Origin of the sequence: Cryobacterium sp. 10I1 (assembly GCF_035019805.1) — a bacterium.
GTDB lineage: Bacteria > Actinomycetota > Actinomycetes > Actinomycetales > Microbacteriaceae > Cryobacterium > Cryobacterium glucosi.
The window spans coordinates 26299-42332 of the sequence record NZ_JASJVF010000002.1 but is presented as its reverse complement, the minus strand read 5'-3'; the positions used below and the strand labels follow the sequence as shown (position 1 = coordinate 42332).

The 16034-nt window shown below is 64.2% G+C and carries 28 protein-coding genes and 1 pseudogene; 24 read left to right on the top strand and 5 right to left on the bottom strand.

The features are described from left to right. The first annotated feature begins 15 nt into the window (after positions 1-15). Positions 16-1389, top strand: a complete 1374-nt coding sequence (locus QN345_RS00705) for a hypothetical protein (RefSeq protein WP_323508333.1) — start codon at positions 16-18, stop codon at positions 1387-1389. Here the strand turns inward: QN345_RS00705 and QN345_RS00700 are convergent. Both QN345_RS00700 and QN345_RS00695 read right to left on the bottom strand, forming a co-directional pair. Next, positions 1302-2435, bottom strand: a complete 1134-nt coding sequence (locus QN345_RS00700; protein ID WP_416347646.1) for a hypothetical protein — start codon at positions 2433-2435, stop codon at positions 1302-1304. The two genes, QN345_RS00705 and QN345_RS00700, sit on opposite strands and share 88 nt — an antisense overlap. Before the next feature lie 18 nt (positions 2436-2453). Then, positions 2454-2570 (bottom strand): annotated as a pseudogene (locus QN345_RS00695) (hypothetical protein); the annotation flags it as partial. 35 nt (positions 2571-2605) lie between these two features. On the opposite strand from QN345_RS00695, the gene QN345_RS00690 reads away from it, so the two are divergent. Both QN345_RS00690 and QN345_RS00685 read left to right on the top strand, forming a co-directional pair. Next, positions 2606-2776 (top strand): hypothetical protein, encoded by a 171-nt coding sequence (locus QN345_RS00690; protein ID WP_323508332.1) that lies wholly within the window; start codon positions 2606-2608, stop codon positions 2774-2776. Positions 2777-3152: 376 nt separating this feature from the next. Beyond that, positions 3153-3707 carry a recombinase family protein gene (locus tag QN345_RS00685; RefSeq protein WP_323508331.1) on the top strand — a complete coding sequence of 185 codons (555 nt, stop codon included), beginning with the start codon at positions 3153-3155 and terminating at the stop codon, positions 3705-3707. Here QN345_RS00685 and QN345_RS00680 read toward each other — a convergent pair. Continuing rightward, positions 3704-5110: a recombinase family protein gene (locus tag QN345_RS00680; RefSeq protein WP_323508330.1), complete on the bottom strand. Its 1407-nt coding sequence runs from the start codon at positions 5108-5110 to the stop codon at positions 3704-3706. The genes QN345_RS00685 and QN345_RS00680 overlap by 4 nt on opposite strands. 206 nt (positions 5111-5316) lie before the next feature. On the opposite strand from QN345_RS00680, the gene QN345_RS00675 reads away from it, so the two are divergent. Then, positions 5317-5442: a hypothetical protein gene (locus QN345_RS00675; protein ID WP_323508329.1), complete on the top strand. Its 126-nt coding sequence runs from the start codon at positions 5317-5319 to the stop codon at positions 5440-5442. Here the strand turns inward: QN345_RS00675 and QN345_RS00670 are convergent. After that, complete coding sequence (locus tag QN345_RS00670) at positions 5424-6824, bottom strand: recombinase family protein (RefSeq protein ID WP_323508328.1); 1401 nt, start codon at positions 6822-6824, stop codon at positions 5424-5426. The genes QN345_RS00675 and QN345_RS00670 overlap by 19 nt on opposite strands. Before the next feature lie 19 nt (positions 6825-6843). Continuing rightward, complete coding sequence (locus QN345_RS00665; protein WP_323508327.1) at positions 6844-7236, bottom strand: helix-turn-helix transcriptional regulator; 393 nt, start codon at positions 7234-7236, stop codon at positions 6844-6846. Here QN345_RS00665 and QN345_RS20490 point away from each other — a divergent pair. The 20 genes from QN345_RS20490 to QN345_RS00570 all read left to right on the top strand — a co-directional run bounded on the left by QN345_RS20490 (position 7190) and on the right by QN345_RS00570 (position 15978). Beyond that, complete coding sequence (locus QN345_RS20490; RefSeq protein WP_416347645.1) at positions 7190-7561, top strand: helix-turn-helix domain-containing protein; 372 nt, start codon at positions 7190-7192, stop codon at positions 7559-7561. The two genes, QN345_RS00665 and QN345_RS20490, sit on opposite strands and share 47 nt — an antisense overlap. A gap of 177 nt (positions 7562-7738) precedes the next feature. Beyond that, entirely contained in the window at positions 7739-8104 is a 366-nt protein-coding gene (locus QN345_RS00660; protein WP_323508326.1) for a hypothetical protein, read from the top strand. Continuing rightward, positions 8101-8301 carry a hypothetical protein gene (locus tag QN345_RS00655; RefSeq protein WP_323508325.1) on the top strand — a complete coding sequence of 67 codons (201 nt, stop codon included), beginning with the start codon at positions 8101-8103 and terminating at the stop codon, positions 8299-8301. Before QN345_RS00660 ends, QN345_RS00655 begins: the two co-directional genes overlap by 4 nt. Continuing rightward, the gene (locus QN345_RS00650) at positions 8298-8429 is read left to right on the top strand and encodes a hypothetical protein (protein WP_323508324.1); all 132 of its coding nucleotides are present in this window, start codon (positions 8298-8300) and stop codon (positions 8427-8429) included. The genes QN345_RS00655 and QN345_RS00650 overlap by 4 nt, the downstream gene beginning before the upstream one ends. Before the next feature lie 36 nt (positions 8430-8465). Next, on the top strand, positions 8466-8921 hold the full coding sequence (locus QN345_RS00645) for a hypothetical protein (protein ID WP_323508323.1): 456 nt from the start codon (positions 8466-8468) through the stop codon (positions 8919-8921). Continuing rightward, complete coding sequence (locus tag QN345_RS00640) at positions 8918-9874, top strand: YqaJ viral recombinase family protein (protein ID WP_323508322.1); 957 nt, start codon at positions 8918-8920, stop codon at positions 9872-9874. The genes QN345_RS00645 and QN345_RS00640 overlap by 4 nt, the downstream gene beginning before the upstream one ends. Then, entirely contained in the window at positions 9871-10500 is a 630-nt protein-coding gene (locus QN345_RS00635; RefSeq protein ID WP_323508321.1) for a hypothetical protein, read from the top strand. Before QN345_RS00640 ends, QN345_RS00635 begins: the two co-directional genes overlap by 4 nt. Continuing rightward, on the top strand, positions 10497-10949 hold the full coding sequence (locus QN345_RS00630; protein ID WP_323508320.1) for a hypothetical protein: 453 nt from the start codon (positions 10497-10499) through the stop codon (positions 10947-10949). The genes QN345_RS00635 and QN345_RS00630 overlap by 4 nt, the downstream gene beginning before the upstream one ends. After that, a complete protein-coding gene (locus QN345_RS00625; RefSeq protein WP_323508319.1) occupies positions 10946-11398 on the top strand; it encodes a hypothetical protein in 453 nt (150 codons plus the stop codon). The genes QN345_RS00630 and QN345_RS00625 overlap by 4 nt, the downstream gene beginning before the upstream one ends. Beyond that, entirely contained in the window at positions 11395-11793 is a 399-nt protein-coding gene (locus tag QN345_RS00620) for a hypothetical protein (RefSeq protein WP_323508318.1), read from the top strand. Before QN345_RS00625 ends, QN345_RS00620 begins: the two co-directional genes overlap by 4 nt. 327 nt (positions 11794-12120) lie before the next feature. Beyond that, on the top strand, positions 12121-12747 hold the full coding sequence (locus QN345_RS00615; RefSeq protein ID WP_323508317.1) for a hypothetical protein: 627 nt from the start codon (positions 12121-12123) through the stop codon (positions 12745-12747). Continuing rightward, entirely contained in the window at positions 12747-13019 is a 273-nt protein-coding gene (locus tag QN345_RS00610; RefSeq protein WP_323508316.1) for a hypothetical protein, read from the top strand. The genes QN345_RS00615 and QN345_RS00610 overlap by 1 nt, the downstream gene beginning before the upstream one ends. Next, complete coding sequence (locus QN345_RS00605) at positions 13016-13273, top strand: hypothetical protein (RefSeq protein ID WP_323508315.1); 258 nt, start codon at positions 13016-13018, stop codon at positions 13271-13273. The genes QN345_RS00610 and QN345_RS00605 overlap by 4 nt, the downstream gene beginning before the upstream one ends. After that, on the top strand, positions 13260-13697 hold the full coding sequence (locus QN345_RS00600; protein WP_323508314.1) for a hypothetical protein: 438 nt from the start codon (positions 13260-13262) through the stop codon (positions 13695-13697). Before QN345_RS00605 ends, QN345_RS00600 begins: the two co-directional genes overlap by 14 nt. Then, positions 13694-13939: a hypothetical protein gene (locus tag QN345_RS00595; protein WP_323508313.1), complete on the top strand. Its 246-nt coding sequence runs from the start codon at positions 13694-13696 to the stop codon at positions 13937-13939. Before QN345_RS00600 ends, QN345_RS00595 begins: the two co-directional genes overlap by 4 nt. Before the next feature lie 26 nt (positions 13940-13965). Continuing rightward, positions 13966-14712, top strand: coding sequence for a hypothetical protein (locus QN345_RS00590; RefSeq protein WP_323508312.1), 747 nt, complete (start codon positions 13966-13968; stop codon positions 14710-14712). After that, positions 14709-14912 (top strand): hypothetical protein, encoded by a 204-nt coding sequence (locus QN345_RS00585; protein ID WP_323508311.1) that lies wholly within the window; start codon positions 14709-14711, stop codon positions 14910-14912. Before QN345_RS00590 ends, QN345_RS00585 begins: the two co-directional genes overlap by 4 nt. A 109-nt stretch (positions 14913-15021) precedes the next feature. Beyond that, entirely contained in the window at positions 15022-15381 is a 360-nt protein-coding gene (locus QN345_RS00580) for a hypothetical protein (protein ID WP_323508310.1), read from the top strand. After that, positions 15378-15629, top strand: coding sequence for a hypothetical protein (locus QN345_RS00575; RefSeq protein ID WP_323508309.1), 252 nt, complete (start codon positions 15378-15380; stop codon positions 15627-15629). The genes QN345_RS00580 and QN345_RS00575 overlap by 4 nt, the downstream gene beginning before the upstream one ends. Positions 15630-15699: 70 nt before the next feature. Continuing rightward, complete coding sequence (locus tag QN345_RS00570) at positions 15700-15978, top strand: hypothetical protein (RefSeq protein WP_323508308.1); 279 nt, start codon at positions 15700-15702, stop codon at positions 15976-15978. The last annotated feature ends 56 nt before the right edge of the window (positions 15979-16034 follow it).

Genomic DNA, 16034 nt, shown 5'->3' with positions numbered 1-16034 from the left:
GAGGGCAATGAATAGGTGGATCAGACACCGGGAGACATCGTTGGGCCGCTGTTCCAGAGACGGGTCGGCGCAGTGAAGTTGCGGTATCGACGACAGCTTTCGTCGTTCGCGTTGCTGTGCGTCCTCGCCATCGGCCTCCTGACTTCCTGCTCCGTTATTGGAAACTCCGCCAAATCATGGCTTGAGGGCAGTCCTCTCGTTAGCAGCGCGAAGGTGTTCACATGCTGGTGCGTCCCGAGAGTCACCGCCACCCTCAGAGATTCCGTCACCGAGAGTCAGGTACGCCAGTTCGCAGTCGAAGCTTCGGACTACCTCAGGCGCGTCAATTCCGCCAAGGCTCCCCAAGACACGGTGGATATCGACCTTGACTACCGCAGCGCCTCCTTCGCGATAAAAGAGGACCGGAACGTGACCACGCAGATAGTGGACAGGGCTTTGGCCGTCAGCCACGATCCGCGAGTGACCTCTGTGGCCGCCTCCGAATCCTTCACTTCGATCTCCACGTCCAGAGATCAGCTGGCAGACGTGTATGCCCGCTATGCCAACCCTGAAAAGCTCCAACTCACTGTCTATGACGACAAGACGAGTTTGAATTTCCATGTCGGCGACAACGACCCCACTGGGTCGCTAACGTGCACACCACAAGCGGCTCTTGTCGCAGAAGCGCGCAATCTTCTCGCCGATTCGCGCGTCACGGGCGCCCGTCTCGACCTGTGCAGTGCGGTGGACGTGGCGGTGACCAAAGCCAATGACGCCGCAGCCATCCGCTCTCGTTTTCTTGAGCTAGCCTCAGACCCGGCGCTCAGTTTCGTGAAGTTTTCTGTGAGCTCGGGTGGTTCCAAGGACAACCCTTACGACCCAAGCCTTCCCCTGTCTTCCACTTCCTCGTTTTACGGGGTAACTCTCGACACTCTTGCCGTACTGAAGCTCCTCGAAGTGACACCTGGAGTGCAGGGGTACGACATGGGCTACATCCTCCAGGTCTGGGTGTCCAACCCCGCCAAGCTGAGATCGGTAGTGGAGAGGGTGAATGCGCGGGCCGTCGCTGCGGGAATTCCAGGCATCCGGTTCTCGTCCGGAAACGTCAGCGTCTCCGACGACAAGGACGCCGGACCGATGTCTGCCCAACTTGACCTCATCGACGAAATGGCCAGACTCCAATCGGCCAACACCGAGCTCACGTTCGATGTGAACGCAATGGACATCACCATCAGTATCCCGAAGTACACGTCGAAACTCGGCCACGCAGTCGTTCAGGCGGGTCTCGAGGAACGCCCGTCCCGTGAATACGGCACGGAACCTCACGCCCTCCGCCTGCACAGCCAGATGACGTTGTCCGCAGCCTCCGTCTCGACTACAACCCGCGCCCGTTCCCGCTCTGCGGCCTGACGCGCCCGAACTTTCCTCGCAACGTCCAGCAGGTCCCACATTTGCTCGCCGGTCAGAGAAACCCCGCGGGCACCGGTGCAACGGGTTCGCCCGCGGATGAGGGCGAAGTGGGTGCGGAACACCGGTGCCGCGATCTGCGCCTGTGCGTCGTGGAAGAACACCACGTTGGAGACGGGCCCGGTGCCGTCGTCGAGGGAGAGGAACACAACGCGTTTGCCGCTTCGCATCGGGGGCGTGTGGGTGGCCCGGCGGACCCCGGCGACGAGGACCTCGGTGCCACCCGGAAGGTTCACGAGCTCCGACGCGGGCGTGACCCCGAGTTCTTTGAAGAGGGGGTAGAACCGGGTCACTTGGTGGTGGCTGACGGCGAGGCCGAGGTCTCGGAGTTCCACGTCTGTTTGGGTGCGGCCGCGGAGGTCGAGGGCGGTGACCGACCGGTAGAAGTCGGGCAGTGGCAGTTCGATGTCGAAGGCGAGCTGGTCGGGGCCGACGGGGAGGGCGCGGCCGCCGAGGCCCTGGATGTAGGCGAGCAGGTCGCCGCGGCGGGCCCGGTCGTAGCCGATGAACGAGTCGAGGGCGCCGACCCGGGCCAGGGCTTCGAAGGTGCGCCGGCGCGGCCGCACCCGGTCCCGGAAATCCTGCAGGGACGAGAACGGCTGATGCTCTGCGATCCGCTGCCGCTCTGTCGCGGTGCATCCGGCGAGTTCGGGCAGGGCGAGGCGGATGGCGAGCTGCCCGTCGCCCTGCTGCTCGACCCGATATTCCAACGCTGACTTCTGGATGTCGAGGCCGAGGACGGGAACGCCGAGGTTGCGGGCTTCGGCGACGATGAGGTCCTTGGGCCACATGCCCGGGTCGTGGGTGAGGAGCCCGGCGAAGAAGGGTGCCGGGTGATGCGTTTTCAGCCAGGCGCTCTCGTAGGAGGTCCGGGCGGACGCCGCCCCACGGGCTTTGGCGAAGCCGAAACTGCCAAACCCGGACAGAACCTTCCATGCCCGGTCGGTGACCGGGCGCTCGAACCCGCGGGTGGCAGCTTGCTCCCGCACGTACGTTTCGATCTCGGCGAGGTCGCCGGATTTGCCGACGTGCCGGCGGAACACGTCGGCTTGGCCCATCCCGCAGCCGGTGAGCTCGTCAAAGATGCGCATCACCTGTTCGTGGAAGACGACGACACCGTTGGTTTCAGCGAGGAACGGTTAACACGTTCACGTACATCGTGATCGCCCTCGCCTCTGTGGTCGAGAACATGCGTCAGATGCTGAGCTTCTACAAGCGCAAACTCGCGATCACGGCGGTGACGGCAAAGAACCGCGAGCTCCCGGGCACGTTCTGGCAGAGCGCCGGGCCCGCTCCCGTCAACGATGAGGGTCTACAACCGCCCGGCTAGAACTAGCCAGCTCCCAACACACCCCGCTTACCCGCAATGCGAGTCCCTTCGGCGTACCTGCAGCGTCAGGTGCGCCTTTTTTGCGTCTAACCCCGGGCATTGCTCGGCCGCGAAGAGGCGAGGGCAATCGTTTTCGGGCAAAAAAAATAGGCCGGACAACCGATATCGGTTGTCGCGACCTATTTCCCAAACGGAAGTCCGGAATACTCCAAAACTCTCTGGTGGTCATACGGAGTGCATGCGCGGAGCGTCCCAAAAACGACCGGTTGTGGGACCGCCGCCCGAAAGTCGGACGCGCCGCGCATGGTTATCCCAGAAGTCGTCCTAGTAGCTTTCCATTCCCGGAAGCTCCAGTTGACGTATTCGGGAAGGCAACATGTCGATCATCGGCTACGCACGAGTCTCCACCGAGGACCAGAACCTCGACGGACAGCTTCTGGCCTTGAACGGAGCAGGCGCCGAGAAGATTTTTCAGGATCACGGAGTCAGCGGCACAAAGACGACCAGGCCTGGACTTGACGCGGCGCTCGCCTACCTCAGAGACGGCGACGTCCTTCTGGTACATCGCCTAGACAGGCTGAGGCGGTCGACTCTTCATGTGCTCGCGTTGATCCAGGAACTGGGGGGTAAGGGCGTCGGCTTCCGATCGCTCACAGAGAGTGTAGACACAACCACTCCCGCGGGGCGACTGCTCCTGACCCTCTTGGCCGGCCTGGCCTCCATGGAGAGGGAAGTGACTGTGGAGCGGACCCGCGCCGGTCTCGCCGCTGCCCGAGCCCGCGGTCGCATCGGTGGTCGTCCGAGGGCGCTGACCGCTGCACAGATCGAGCTGGCCAAGATTATGTATGCCCGAGGCACAGCGGTCTCGGCCATCGCTGCCGAGCTGGGGTGTGGCCGCTCCACGGCCTACCGGGCTCTAGAGGCTGCCTAGTCATTCCAGACAACGACGAGATCTTCCGCGCTGTACCGGGTGCCGCTTCCTGCGGTCATGATCACGACAGTCAGCAGTCGGGCCACCACATCGCGCTGGGCGCTCATGTCCAGCTCATCCCATTTTTGTTGAACGTCGCCACCGGTCAGATGGGCAAGAGGTGTTGACGGCCGCGCCGTATCGAGCATCCGCTGAGCTTTCGTTCGAGCCTCGCCGCTGGCTGCCGTCATGCTCCGCAGTTGCTCCCGCGTGATCTCTCCGGCCATGAACATCTGGCTGACCACGAGGTCCTTGGCGTTGACGGCGTCGATTGCTGACTGGGCCTTTTCGGCGACACCGCTGTCACTGGTCGCAAACAGATCGATCGCATCCGGCATCCCGAGCCGCCCAACGACGAGCTCAACAATAGAGGCGTCCACAGCCTCCTGGTGCCTCCTCACCTTGTAACAGATCGAGCAGTTGTACGCCGGCGGCTGTCGTTTGGTTGCACCGGTCTTCTCGCTGACGACGGTCCTGCCAATCTGCCGGCGCATCACCCCACCGCACAACCCGCAGAGTGCAAGACCCGACAACAGATACTTGAACCCCGGGCCGACATGGTTTGACCGTCGCGCCGGGTCTTTCAGTAGGGCGACCAGCCGTTCGTAGGTGGCCTGATCATAGAGCGGTTCGGTGGTCGACTGACCGATAATTCGGCCTTGGTATTGCCGGAGACCGGCATTGGTTGGCCGGAGCAAAATCTGTCTGAGGATCGTCGAGTTCCAGAGTGGAGCTTTTGGCCCGTGGATCCCGCGGGCGTTGAAATCCGTGACGACGGATCGCAACGACTCGAGGGCCAGGATCCGTTCGGCTGCTTCTCGGACGACGGCCCCATACTCCGGATGGATTTTGTCCTGGCCTATACCCGCCGAATCCTTGGTCCGGGCGTATCCGTAGGGCGCATATCCGTGTGGCTCGCCGGCCTGAGCCTTCTGCAGGAATTTGCGCTTCAGCCTTGTGCTCATTGCTTCGGTCTCGTACCCCGCGATCGTCCCGAGGGTTCTCGCCATCATCCGGCCGACGGGGGTCGATAAGTCAATCTCGCCGGTGGTAGTTGCGAGCTCAAGTTTGAGGTCATTCGCCATATTGATGAACCCTTCGAGCTCCATAGGCTTTCGGGTCAACCGGTCTATCGAGTACGCGACGATTGCCTGGATTGCGCCGGAGCGCACGTCCGCTAGCATTCTCTCGAACTGCGGCCGCGGCTTCTTGGACGATGCGCTCACATCGTTATCGACGTAAATCCCGGCGACATCCCACTCCAGCTTGGCGGCCTTCACGATGCAGTCCTGGCGCTGGCGCTCAACACCGAGCCCCTCTCCCGCGGAATCCATGGAAATCCGGCAGTAAATCGCAGCTCTCATAGCTACATCGTAATGTCTGTTTCTTTCCGCTCGTATTCCTGATCCTCCCCATGACGATCCTGTTCGCGATCTTCCCCGGCCTCTTCATCCTGCAGGCCGGTTTCTGACCGTGCCGGCCTCGACCGCATACCTGGACCGCACCCTGGCACCCTCACCACCTGCACGACAAGCACCGACACGACGACCACCGAGAAGAGGAGACGAACATGCATACCCTGACGCGGCGCATCCGCAGGCAGTGGACGGCGAGGCACGACGACACCGGGGACGTGCCCGGCTGGGTCCTGATCACGCTCGTGAATGATGCCTGTTCTCACCTTTCGACAAAGTGAACCTTGATCAGGGATTTAGGGCGCTGGGGCCAAACCTCGATGTGGTCAATTAGTGACCGAAGTATCTCGCGCTTGGCTTCTAGCTTGAATTCTGACCAGTGCGCGAGCAGGTCGGCGACCACCTGAAAGGGGATGACTCGCTCTGCCACGGTCGCCGTTCTGAGCGTGTCAATGAGTCGTTGACGGTCGGCGAGCATTCCGTCGCGAAGTCGGGTGTACGTGTCGTGAGGTATTCCGGAGTCAACCAGGCGCAACGTGAGGTTATCGAGTCGTGTCGACACGGCCGCGATTTGGGCCTCTATCTTGACGCGCTCGTTCGGCACGGTTTTTTGGTTTTGGAGTGCTGGGATTTTCTTGGCAGCTCGCTTGTTGAGTTCGGCGGCGAGCAGAGTGAGTTCGGCGTGCACGGCGGTTTCTAGAACGGATGCCATGACGTATCCGCCCGCGTGGGTGCGTTTCTGGTGTGCGGCCGAGCAGCGGAATTTTGGGGTGCGTTGCGCCCCGAACTGCCCGGCAGTCATGCTCGATCCGCAGTGGCACCTTACGAGCCCGGAGAGTAGGTATTGAGAGCGCTCAATTCGGCCGTATCCTCGGCGCCGGTTGCGGGCTTCGAGGAACGTCTCCCATTGCTCGGGGTCGACGAGCGCCGGGTGTGCGCCGGGCAGGAGTTCGCCGTGGTAGCTGATGAATCCAGCGGCGAAACCGGAATCCATGACGCGGCGCACGGTGCGGTCACTCCATAGTCCATCGGTCTTCACGCCGTATCCACCGCTTGGCCTCGTCGCGCCCTCGTTGAGCCATTGGACGAGGGAGTAGACGGATTCGCCAGCGATGTACCTCCGGTACATTTCGGCGAGCACAGGGCCGCTCACGGCGTCTATCTCGAATCCGTCGTCGTGGGTGTAGGTATAACCAAATCGGGGCTTACCTGTGGCGGGCAGTCCGTTGCGGATGCGGCGGGCGTGGCTCTCTTTCCAAGTGTCGCCGATGCGCTCGGATTCGAACGCGGCGAACTCGGTCAGCATCCCTCGCGCCAGACGTCCGGTCGAGGTCGTTGTGTCGAGCGGTTCCGTCGCCGACTCGATCAGGCCACCGGCAGTCTGCACCCGGTCGGCGGCGACTGCCCAGTCGAGGCGGGATCGGCTGAGCCGTGACCATTTCCAAAGCACGATGACATCGGCGGTGCGCTCGTCGATCATGCTCATGACGCGTTGGACGGCGGGGCGGTTCCAGGTGCGTCCCGAGATTCCGGGGTCGGCCTCGACGGCGACGACGCGATAGCCGCGGCGCTTGGCGAACTCGCGGCCCTCGTGCTCTTGGAGTTCGAGGCTGATCGATTCCTCACGGTAGGTCGACTGACGTAGGTACAAGACAGCGTTCAACTGCGCAGGCTTCGTCGTCTTAGCCACGGGTCTGCCCCTGTGCGCCCTCACCGAGCATCATGATCACTTTGCCCATGACCTCACCGCGTCGTTTCTCGTCCGTTATTGCGGTGATCAACGGCGCGATGAGACGGAGGTATTCCTCGACGTAGACCGGCCATTCGTTATCCCTACCCGGTGCAATATCCAGAGCCAAAAGTATTCGCCATAGTTTGTCTGCTTGAGGGGCACTTTTGCCACTCTCTAGGTTCATTACGGTGCCTCGTGACACGCCGGCCATTTCCGCTAGCTCGTCCTGACTCAGGCCTTGAGCGACCCGAGCGGGGCGGACTTTTTGGCTATATGACAGCCGCGTTTGCCAATCCATGAAAGGAGCTTTAAAGACTTCTTGGACATTGGAGTTTGCGTTCATGGTCGAAAGTTTACCTGTCTTCGACATAATGTCGCAAGGGGGGACCAACAGCACCCCCCTATCTTGCACATCATGCACAAGAGAGGCTAGTGTTTTCGACATGACCAGTCCCGCACCAACCCCGACACCAACGACACCGTCCGAGGGAATCCGAGCGCTTCGGAACCTCGCAGGTCTCACGCTCGACCAGGTAGCAGAGAGGGCCGGAACCTCGGCAGCTTACCTCTCTCGGGTCGAGCGTGGCGAGCGTCGTATGACGCCCAAAATGATCGGCCGAGTTACGACCGTCATCGCCGCGCAGCTCTCACTTCCGAGAGCGGCCTGACCATGGTCAGCGGGCGTCCCAGTGAGGCAGCGCTCGATCGAGCGGCGTCACTCATAGCTCAGGAACTCGTGCGCATTGCTCGCGAGAACGCCGAGCTGGACGCCCGCGACCTTCCCATCGCCGCGTAGACCGCGCGCGACAACCTCGGGCTCTCTGAGCCAATGAAAGGGCACAGCCATGTGTAGATTCAGCCTGTTTTCCCGTTTCAAGCGATCAGCGCCGATCAAGCGTCCGCTGCTCACGCCCATTGAGGCAAGCCTGCTCACTCCCGAGCACGTCAACAACGAGGGCCGTATCGCTCTCGGTGACTACCTGTACGCGCAGGGTTACCGCGATTTCAACCTCATGCTGTCGCTCGCGTTCTTCCGAACGGCCGTGGTTGACGAGTACGAGCACGTACACGGCGAGCACCCGCCCATTCACGAGGTGCCAGGCGGCGCCGACCGCCTCGACTACACGTTCACGACGGCCGACAAACCGATGATCGATCGCGTGTTCGCGCTCGGGTTCCGCACAGCTCGCACACCGGAGCGTGTCTCGTGACGCGTCGCGTGAGTCGGCAGCATGAGCGCCGCGAACGCGTCACGACGGACAGCCAGGGCGTGACGACGGTGACGCAGAGCATCGACGCGACGGACCGAAAGCAACTGCTTGCGAACCGTGCGGCTGCTGCGAAGTCCGTCGAGCGTCGCGAGCTGCTGCTCGGCCGTCGCAATGACCGCTTGGACGTGGCGGCATGATCCTGGCCGCGCTCAGTGGAGCGCCGCACGGCATCGACCCGCTCGGAATCCTCGGCCTCGCCATCGTCGGCGCGCTCGTCTCCGTGTGGATCGTCATCAAGGGCACTGACCCGCTCGACCCGGCATAGCCGGCCCCCAACCTCTACCACCAGGAAGGCAACACAATGGCGAAACCATTTATCCCCAAGTACATCGCGCCGTCGCTGATCGCTCTGAACGCGCCTCGGAAGGGCACCCGTATGCGGGCGACTCTCGGCGCGACACGCATCGTCGGCACGCTCGCCGAGGCGTGGGTGTCTCAGCGTGTGATCGAGCTGTGTCCCGAGGGCACGGCGCGGCCGACGACGAACCGGATTCCGTGCTGGCTCGACAACGGCTGGACCTTCGAAATTCTCGACCCCGACGAGGACGGCGGCACCGGCATCGACATGGCTGTCGGCTTGCGCGTCGACGCGAAGACCGACGGCACGGTCGAAGTGCGCAACCCGGGCGGTTTGACCGGCACGGGCGCGGGGCGTGTGCTGCGTGCCGTGGCGAATCAGCTCGACCCCTGGTATGACGCAGCGGACCTTTCCATCCTTCCCGAGGTCGTCAACTTCCCGTTGACGGTTGCCGCGTGAAGGGCGGGGATGTGGTGACCGCTCCCGCGACGGTGCCTGACGCCGAGACAGAGCCGTGGGTCGACCTGACCGCCTGGCACGCCGCACTCGGATACACACCGCTCGTGCAGTCGGAGGATCGGCAGGCATGGATGACCGTTCGTTCAGGCGGTGTGACGGCGACCGATGTCGCGACGATCGCCTCGGCTGGCGCTGCCGGTCGCGCGCGGCTCAAGGCCGAAAAGCTCGGCCAGGCGCGAGGGTTCGGAGGGAACAAGTACACCGATCACGGCCGTGCTCGTGAGGTGTACATCGCCGGGTGGGTCGACGGCGAGTTCGACATTCCCGCGTCGACGTGGGTCGTCGCTGCGCTCGATAACCCGAAGTTCCTCGCGACGCCTGACGGCATCGGCGAAGACGCCGGGAGCGAGTGCAAAACGACGATGCACCCGTGGCCGACGCGCTCCGACGTGCCGCGACGGTACATCGATCAGTGCCAGTGGGGAATGCGCGTCACGGGCAAGTCGCGGTGGTTGTTCGCTTGGGAGGAACACGAGAATTTCGTGCCGACCCACATGGAGCCGAAGTGGTTTTGGATCGAGCGCGACGAAGAGCGGATCGCGGTGCTCGAAGCGCTCGCGCTCGAATTCCTCGCCGAGGTCGCCGAGCCGTACAAGCCGACCGAGTACGACGAGCTGATCGCGACCTACCTCGAACGCAAGGCGATCCTCGACGCGGCCAAGTCGAGCCTCGACGAGACCGACGCCGAAATTCGCGCGCTGCTCGCCGGGAAAGACAAGGTGACGGCCGCGACGCCGTTCGGCAATCTCTCCTGGTCGACGCCGAAGCCGAGCGCGACGTTCGACAAGGCCGCATTTCAGGCGGCTCACCCTCGGATTTACGCCCGGTTCGCGGGCACGACTCAGAACAAGCCGTCGCTGCGCATCGCAGCCGGGAAAGAGGCCAAAGCGTGAGCAACAACGAGTTCGATCAGGACTACAACAGCGTCAAGGATCGGCTGGGGGAGTTCCGTACGAAGCACCCCGAGGGCTCGCTGCAACAGAAGGCGATCGCGTTCGTCGAGGTTGACGGCGTGCACGGCGTGCTCTACACGGCCGAGGCATTCCGCACGCCGGACGACACCCGGCCCGGCCAGGGCACCGGGTGGTGCCCGTTCCCCGGCACTACCGAATTCACCCTCGGCTCCGAGGTCCAGAACGCGGAGACATCGGCGTGGGGTCGCGCGATCGTCGCGGCTCTCGCGGCCGACACGACGCGCGGAATCTCGGCCGACCACCAGTCGCGCGCTCCCGGCACCACGATCGACCCGGGCAAGCTCGTCGCGTACGCGACCAGCCTGCGCGGTGCCGGCCCGGTCGAGGCCCTGTGGGCGGCGCTGGCCGGGTTCCCGCAAGAGACGCGCGATGCGGTCGCCGCGGTCGCGACGGCGAAGCGGAAGACGGCGGCGACCCGAACGACGACCACGCCCGGCAAGGCGGCAACGCCGCGCAAACGCAAGACGGGGCGAGCGGCAGGCGTCGCGCGCCACATCGCCGAACGTGCCGCCGCCGAGCGCGCCGAGGCCGCACCAGTCGCATGACCCATTTCGAGGACCAGCGGTGGACGGCGGTGCCGTCAGCCGAGGTCATGCAAGCGATCTTGGATCACCGGCACGACGAGTCGTTCCTCGCGCGGTTCACGGCCAAGATCGACACCCGCAACGCGGCCGACGCCGACGAGTGCGACGTGTGGACGGGCGCGCTGAGTTCCGAGGGATACGGAAACTTCCGCGTCGGCAAGCACATCGTTCGGGCGCACCGGGTCGCGTACATCGTCAAGTTCGGCGAGGTGCCTGACGGCCTGTTCCTCGATCACGTCTGGCCGGTCTGCAAATACCGGTTCTGCGTCAACGAATGGCACCTCGAACCAGTGAACAACACCGAGAACACCAGGCGCGGCCGGGGCATCGGCTCCATGAATCAGCGGGCGATGCGCTCGGCCGCGATCATCGCCCGCAATGACTACGAAGGAATGAGGCTCGCCGCATGAGCGACGCGATCGAAACCACCGAGGGGCCGACAGTCAGCCAGCTCGCCGAAACATGGCTCAGTCTGCGCGACCGCGCCGAGGCCCTGGTCAGCGAGCGGCCCGACGACCCCGGCGCCGTCGCGAACATCATGCACGAGGTCGAAGTACTGATGATCGAAATCGCCGACTACCTCAACAACCTGAATCACCAGCGCTACACCGCCGAACGGGCGCACTCGAAGCGCAGGAACGCGGCGCTGTCGGTGCACGGCAAGAGCTATGGGGTGACGATCGCTCGGGCAATGGCCGATGTCGAAGCGCTGCCCGAGCAAGCCGCCTGGGACGCGCTGCGGGCCGCGTATCACTACGCCGAGGACACGCAGAAGGCTTTGCAGACCAAGCACTACGGGCTGATGAACGTCAACAAGAACATGCAGTCGGTCATCTTCGAGCGGGGGCGCCGCCAGTGACCGCCTACCCGAAGCCGACGCGGCGCATCGTCCTGTTCGGGGCCGCGCTCTTGCGCCTCAACATTCTCGTCGACCGTCGCGAACAACAGCGATGCGCGCGATGCGGCCGCATCATCTGGGCGGGCGGCTCGCGTCATCATCGCAAGTTTCGCAGCCGTCGAGGCTCCGACAGTGCCGCGAACATCGTGCTCATGTGTGGCTCTGGCACGACGGGGTGCCACGGCTGGGTGCACGCTAACCCGACCTCGGCAGCAATGGTCGGTTTCGCTCTCGAATCGTGGCAGGACCCGACCGAACACCCGATCGAACATGTGCTCTACGGCCGCGTGTGGCTTGACGACGACGGCGGGCACAGCGGCACGCCGCCGCGCCGACAGGTGGGACGGGCCGCGTGACGATGCCGGAACGATCGATGGTTTACGCCGTCTACTGGCCCGAGCGGCAGGTGCTCAAGATCGGGCGTGCGTGGAAGATGTCTCGGCTCCGGGGCCTCATGGCGACGGGCGGCGAGGTGATCGTGCTCATGCGCGATTGCCCGTCGAACTGGGAGCTGTGCGCGCTCGCTGAGCTTGACGGGTGGTTCGAGCACGCGTTCACGACGGCCGACGAAAGCCTCGACCTGCTGCGTGGCGGTCGCGGATTCACCGAGTGTTTCAGGGTCGCGGTCGCCGACCTCGGGCGCGCAATCAAAACGATGTTGAAAGGGATCGCCAGGTATGGGCATGACGAGAAAACGGGATCTCTTGCCGGAGATGTTTCGGAACGAGGACCTGTTAGCGCTGTCGGTGCAGACGAGGCTGACGGCGATCGGGTTGCGGCTGTACGCCGACGACCACGGGCGGGAGTCGGCGAATCCGGCCCTGATCAAGGCAGCGTTGTGGCCCCTCGACACGGATGTAACGGAAGCGACGATCAACGGTCATCTGATCGAGCTGGACGACGCCCGGTATCTCGACCTCTACCAGATCGGGCCTCGCACGTATTTTCAGGTCGTCGAATGGCCCCGTGTGGACCATCCGGGCGCGTCGAAAATACCCGAAGCACCGGCCCGGGATTCCTCGCGAACGGCTCGCGAGCCATTCGCGGCTGGGGAGGGAGAGAGAGAAGAGAGGGAGAGCGAGAGATACAGCGAGGGGGAGGGCGCGTGGAGGGACGCCGAGGGCGCCGGGGGTGGCGATTCGCGATCCGTTCGAGAGGACTTGCCGCCCTCACCGTTCTGCCGCTTGCATCCGCAGGGCATCGACAAAGCCTGTCGGAACTGCGGCACTGCTCGCCTGCGTCATCGCGCCTGGAACGACCAACAGCTCGCCGGGATTCGGCCTACGTTCGCGGGATCGGGGCCTGACTGATGGATACCGCCTACACATTCGCGTCGACGGACTACGTGCGGGTGATGATCTACGCGCCGACCGGCGTTGACCTGCCCGACACGATCGAGGTCAAGCGGGGCGGCAAGGTCGTTCCGTTCTTCCGGCTGTCGGATCGGTCGTTGACGTGCGAGAAGGTCGGCGGCGTATCTGGCGAGTGCGGTCGGTTCGACTGTCATCGGCGGGCGCTCGGCAGTTGCCAGTGTGGCCGGCACCCGTCGCCCGTGAAGTTCTCGAAGATCAAGGCCGCATGACGGCCTACGTCGAGACGGTCGCCGACCAGGCGTTCACCGCGTGGCTGTCCGGCCTCGACGCCGAGCGGGTCGAGCGCGAGCTGCACGCGCACCTGACACCCGTTGAACGACGGATGCTCGCCTACCAATCCCGGAAGAAACCAGCGGCGGCACCGCCGCCTGAACAGCTCTCCGAATCAACTCAATTCCGAATCGCGCTCGCAGTGCTCGCAGCGCTTGAACCGAAGGCAGGAACACCTCATGGAAACCAATGAAACTATCGCCGCACGCCGGGCCGCATGGGTGGCGTTCTGCACCGCTCAAGGGCAGACCCACCTCATCGACGACTACACGGGACCCGGTGCGGTGCTCAAGCTTGTTTGGGATGCGTCGTGGGCCGAATCGCGGGTCAGCGCCGCACACGTCCTGCCGTTCAAATCGAGGGACACAGCGAAGGCGACAGGGTTTTCCGCAGGGTCGGCCGAGGTGCTGCATTCCCGTCGCCACAGGTCGCTCGGTCATGTCGAATTCGGCGAAAGCCTTATCAAAATGCGCATCAATCTGGAATGGCCGCCCAGGCAGGACGGTGACCACGATTCGACAACGCACGCGCAGCTCGTTCGGATGCTCGATGACTTGATCGTTGCTGCTCTCGGCGGGATCGCGGAACGCACTATCGACTTCGGGCAGGCAGCATGAGCCGCCCGCTGCGCACCTCCCGGTCGCGTCGTGTCGACCGCATCGTGTCGACGGTGGTGTTCGTCCTGCTGGCGGTCCTCGGTGTGCTCATGGGGTATCTGATCGGCCGTGATGTCATCCCGGCGATTGCCGCCCTGCCGACCCGCCCGAGCGTCACCGCGGCGCGCTCCATGTGGCTCATCCTGGCTGCTGTCGCCTCCGGCGGCGTCCTGATCGCCCTTATGCCGGCTGGTCGTCGGTGAGCGGCCGGGTGTGCATCCGTGGGTGCATGAATCGTGGCGAGCATTTCGCGGCATGCGCCGACTACGGCGTGACGGTCGGTGCGACCTGTCGCGGGTGTGTCCCGTCCGAGGCTCGCGAGGGCGCGTTGATCTGCGGGCGCTGCTACGCGGCGGTCAAGCGCAACATCGTAGCTGCGCCTGACGTGATCGCGTTGATTCGTTCGCAGGCTGACCCGTTGAAAGCGGCTGTCTACGATCGCGAGATGGTCACGGGGAGCCGAGGTGACTCGGCGCCGGCCCCGGTGCAGTCTGACCTGATCGACGCGGCCGACGACATCATTCGCACGCTGCGCGGTTGGTCGTACTATGCCGCGCTCGGCGAGTTCACGAGTCGAGTCGCCGGGCTCGCGCCTGGTGCCGACGCTGAGGAAGCGCACGACGCGGCGCTCGACGAGACGTGGGCGATCCTCGCGTCGCTTGACGGGCTGGCGAATGACACCGGCCAAGTCGAGGCGTTGTGCGCGGCATTCATCGATCTACCGCCTGCCGAGCACTCCGGGGTGTGGACGATCGAGCGGGCGATTCGCCGTTGGCCGCTCGCCGACCGGGCGTATTACGCAGCTCAGCCGTGCCCGGTGGCGGCGTGCGGTATGCGGGCGATCAGGGTCACGCCGCCGCGGCGGGCAGGTGGCGATACCCGCTATCTGTGTGCGGCGTGCGGCTGGGAGAAACACGACTACGACGACGACGGGCTCTGGCTCAACTTCAGCAAAAAGGAAGGCAAGGCGGCATGACGACGACAACGAAGTTCCTAACTCGCAAGGAAGCGGCTGAGCGGGTCGGAAAGAACCTCGCGACGATCTACCGGTGGGAGGAACGCGAACTGATCGTGTTCGTGCTCGACCGGGTGCGCGAGGTCGATCTGCTCGCCGCCGACAAGAAGGCGCGCGAGCGGCGTGGCCGGCCTCGTGCGTTGCGGCCTCGCGCCGCTTGAGCCCGTCACCCGACGACGACTGCCCGGTGTGTGAAGACATTCACCCGGTGCGGTTGCCGTGCCCGCAACAGCTCCCGTATGACCTCTGGACACCGAAAGGGATTGCAGCATGAAGAACATCAGTATCGCTTGGGAAGTGATCGACGAGCGCACCAGGCAGAACGAAAAGTGGGGCGAGCAGAACCACCCGAACGGAACCGGTCCCGGCTGCAAGCCGTTGGCCGACGTGACGACGGAGCACTATTCCTATCCGGCCGAAGATCTCGCCACCCTGGCGAAGCTTGCGACCGATCGCGCCGCCGCGCGCGGGGACGTGACCTGGCGCGACATCTTGATAGAGGAAGTGTTCGAGGCGTTCGCCGAGGATGACCCGGCGAAGCTGCGCGCGGAACTCGTGCAGGTCGCGGCCGTCGCTCAACAGTGGGTCGAGGCTATCGACCGTTCGCACGCCGAGGTCGTCAAGCCATGAGCGCCGCTGAGGTGGAACTCGTCGGCGGTCCCCGCGACGGCGAGCGTCGGGTGATTCCCGACGTTGACGTGCCCGAGATTGCGTTCACGGGACCGCCGACGCCGCGTCCTGCGAATGCAGAGGGGTGGGTGGATATCACCGCGCAGGCGCCGCGGCTCCGAGATGTCTACCGCCGTCGGCTGGGGCTGCACCCGTTCGGGGTTCGCTTCGATTTTCAGTATCCCGGTTCGAAGGAAAAACTTGCGTAAGACCTAACTTAGGTCTTACGATTGAGCCAAGAGGTTGGCGCGAGGTCACCGCATCCGAAAGGAAAAAATCATGAGCAATACCACCACAACCGCAGTGCTGGATCGCAAGCGCGCGATCCTCGCTCGCGGCACTGACGCGGTACTGATCGACTCCATGCTCGCCGCTGACAAGCTGCCGAACGGCATCGAGACTATCCTCGTGTCGTCCTGGCTCGCCACGGAGCTGGAACGGCGCTACCCGACCGTCGTCGACTACCTCGACGCATGGGTCGAGCCCGACGTGATGGACGGCCGCACGTACGCCGAGGCGCTGCGCGACGGCCTCGCCGAGCTGGGCGTCGTCGCGTGATCGTTCGAGCCTGTGCCCCTCGCGAGAGCGCGAGGGGCACGGACGCTCGGGGCCGC

Excerpts from the sequence above, each read along its gene's own strand:
- QN345_RS00685 (WP_323508331.1), top strand. The coding sequence starts at position 3,153 with ATGTCGATCATCGGCTACGCACGAGTCTCCACCGAGGACCAGAACCTC.
- QN345_RS00680 (WP_323508330.1), bottom strand. The coding sequence starts at position 5,110 with ATGAGAGCTGCGATTTACTGCCGGATTTCCATGGATTCCGCGGGAGAG.
- QN345_RS00675 (WP_323508329.1), top strand. The coding sequence starts at position 5,317 with ATGCATACCCTGACGCGGCGCATCCGCAGGCAGTGGACGGCGAGGCAC.
- QN345_RS20490 (WP_416347645.1), top strand. The coding sequence starts at position 7,190 with ATGAAAGGAGCTTTAAAGACTTCTTGGACATTGGAGTTTGCGTTCATG.
- QN345_RS00665 (WP_323508327.1), bottom strand. The coding sequence starts at position 7,236 with ATGAACGCAAACTCCAATGTCCAAGAAGTCTTTAAAGCTCCTTTCATG.
- QN345_RS00660 (WP_323508326.1), top strand. The coding sequence starts at position 7,739 with ATGTGTAGATTCAGCCTGTTTTCCCGTTTCAAGCGATCAGCGCCGATC.
- QN345_RS00650 (WP_323508324.1), top strand. The coding sequence starts at position 8,298 with ATGATCCTGGCCGCGCTCAGTGGAGCGCCGCACGGCATCGACCCGCTC.
- QN345_RS00645 (WP_323508323.1), top strand. The coding sequence starts at position 8,466 with ATGGCGAAACCATTTATCCCCAAGTACATCGCGCCGTCGCTGATCGCT.
- QN345_RS00630 (WP_323508320.1), top strand. The coding sequence starts at position 10,497 with ATGACCCATTTCGAGGACCAGCGGTGGACGGCGGTGCCGTCAGCCGAG.
- QN345_RS00625 (WP_323508319.1), top strand. The coding sequence starts at position 10,946 with ATGAGCGACGCGATCGAAACCACCGAGGGGCCGACAGTCAGCCAGCTC.
- QN345_RS00615 (WP_323508317.1), top strand. The coding sequence starts at position 12,121 with ATGACGAGAAAACGGGATCTCTTGCCGGAGATGTTTCGGAACGAGGAC.
- QN345_RS00610 (WP_323508316.1), top strand. The coding sequence starts at position 12,747 with ATGGATACCGCCTACACATTCGCGTCGACGGACTACGTGCGGGTGATG.
- QN345_RS00605 (WP_323508315.1), top strand. The coding sequence starts at position 13,016 with ATGACGGCCTACGTCGAGACGGTCGCCGACCAGGCGTTCACCGCGTGG.
- QN345_RS00600 (WP_323508314.1), top strand. The coding sequence starts at position 13,260 with ATGGAAACCAATGAAACTATCGCCGCACGCCGGGCCGCATGGGTGGCG.
- QN345_RS00595 (WP_323508313.1), top strand. The coding sequence starts at position 13,694 with ATGAGCCGCCCGCTGCGCACCTCCCGGTCGCGTCGTGTCGACCGCATC.
- QN345_RS00590 (WP_323508312.1), top strand. The coding sequence starts at position 13,966 with ATGAATCGTGGCGAGCATTTCGCGGCATGCGCCGACTACGGCGTGACG.
- QN345_RS00585 (WP_323508311.1), top strand. The coding sequence starts at position 14,709 with ATGACGACGACAACGAAGTTCCTAACTCGCAAGGAAGCGGCTGAGCGG.
- QN345_RS00580 (WP_323508310.1), top strand. The coding sequence starts at position 15,022 with ATGAAGAACATCAGTATCGCTTGGGAAGTGATCGACGAGCGCACCAGG.
- QN345_RS00575 (WP_323508309.1), top strand. The coding sequence starts at position 15,378 with ATGAGCGCCGCTGAGGTGGAACTCGTCGGCGGTCCCCGCGACGGCGAG.
- QN345_RS00570 (WP_323508308.1), top strand. The coding sequence starts at position 15,700 with ATGAGCAATACCACCACAACCGCAGTGCTGGATCGCAAGCGCGCGATC.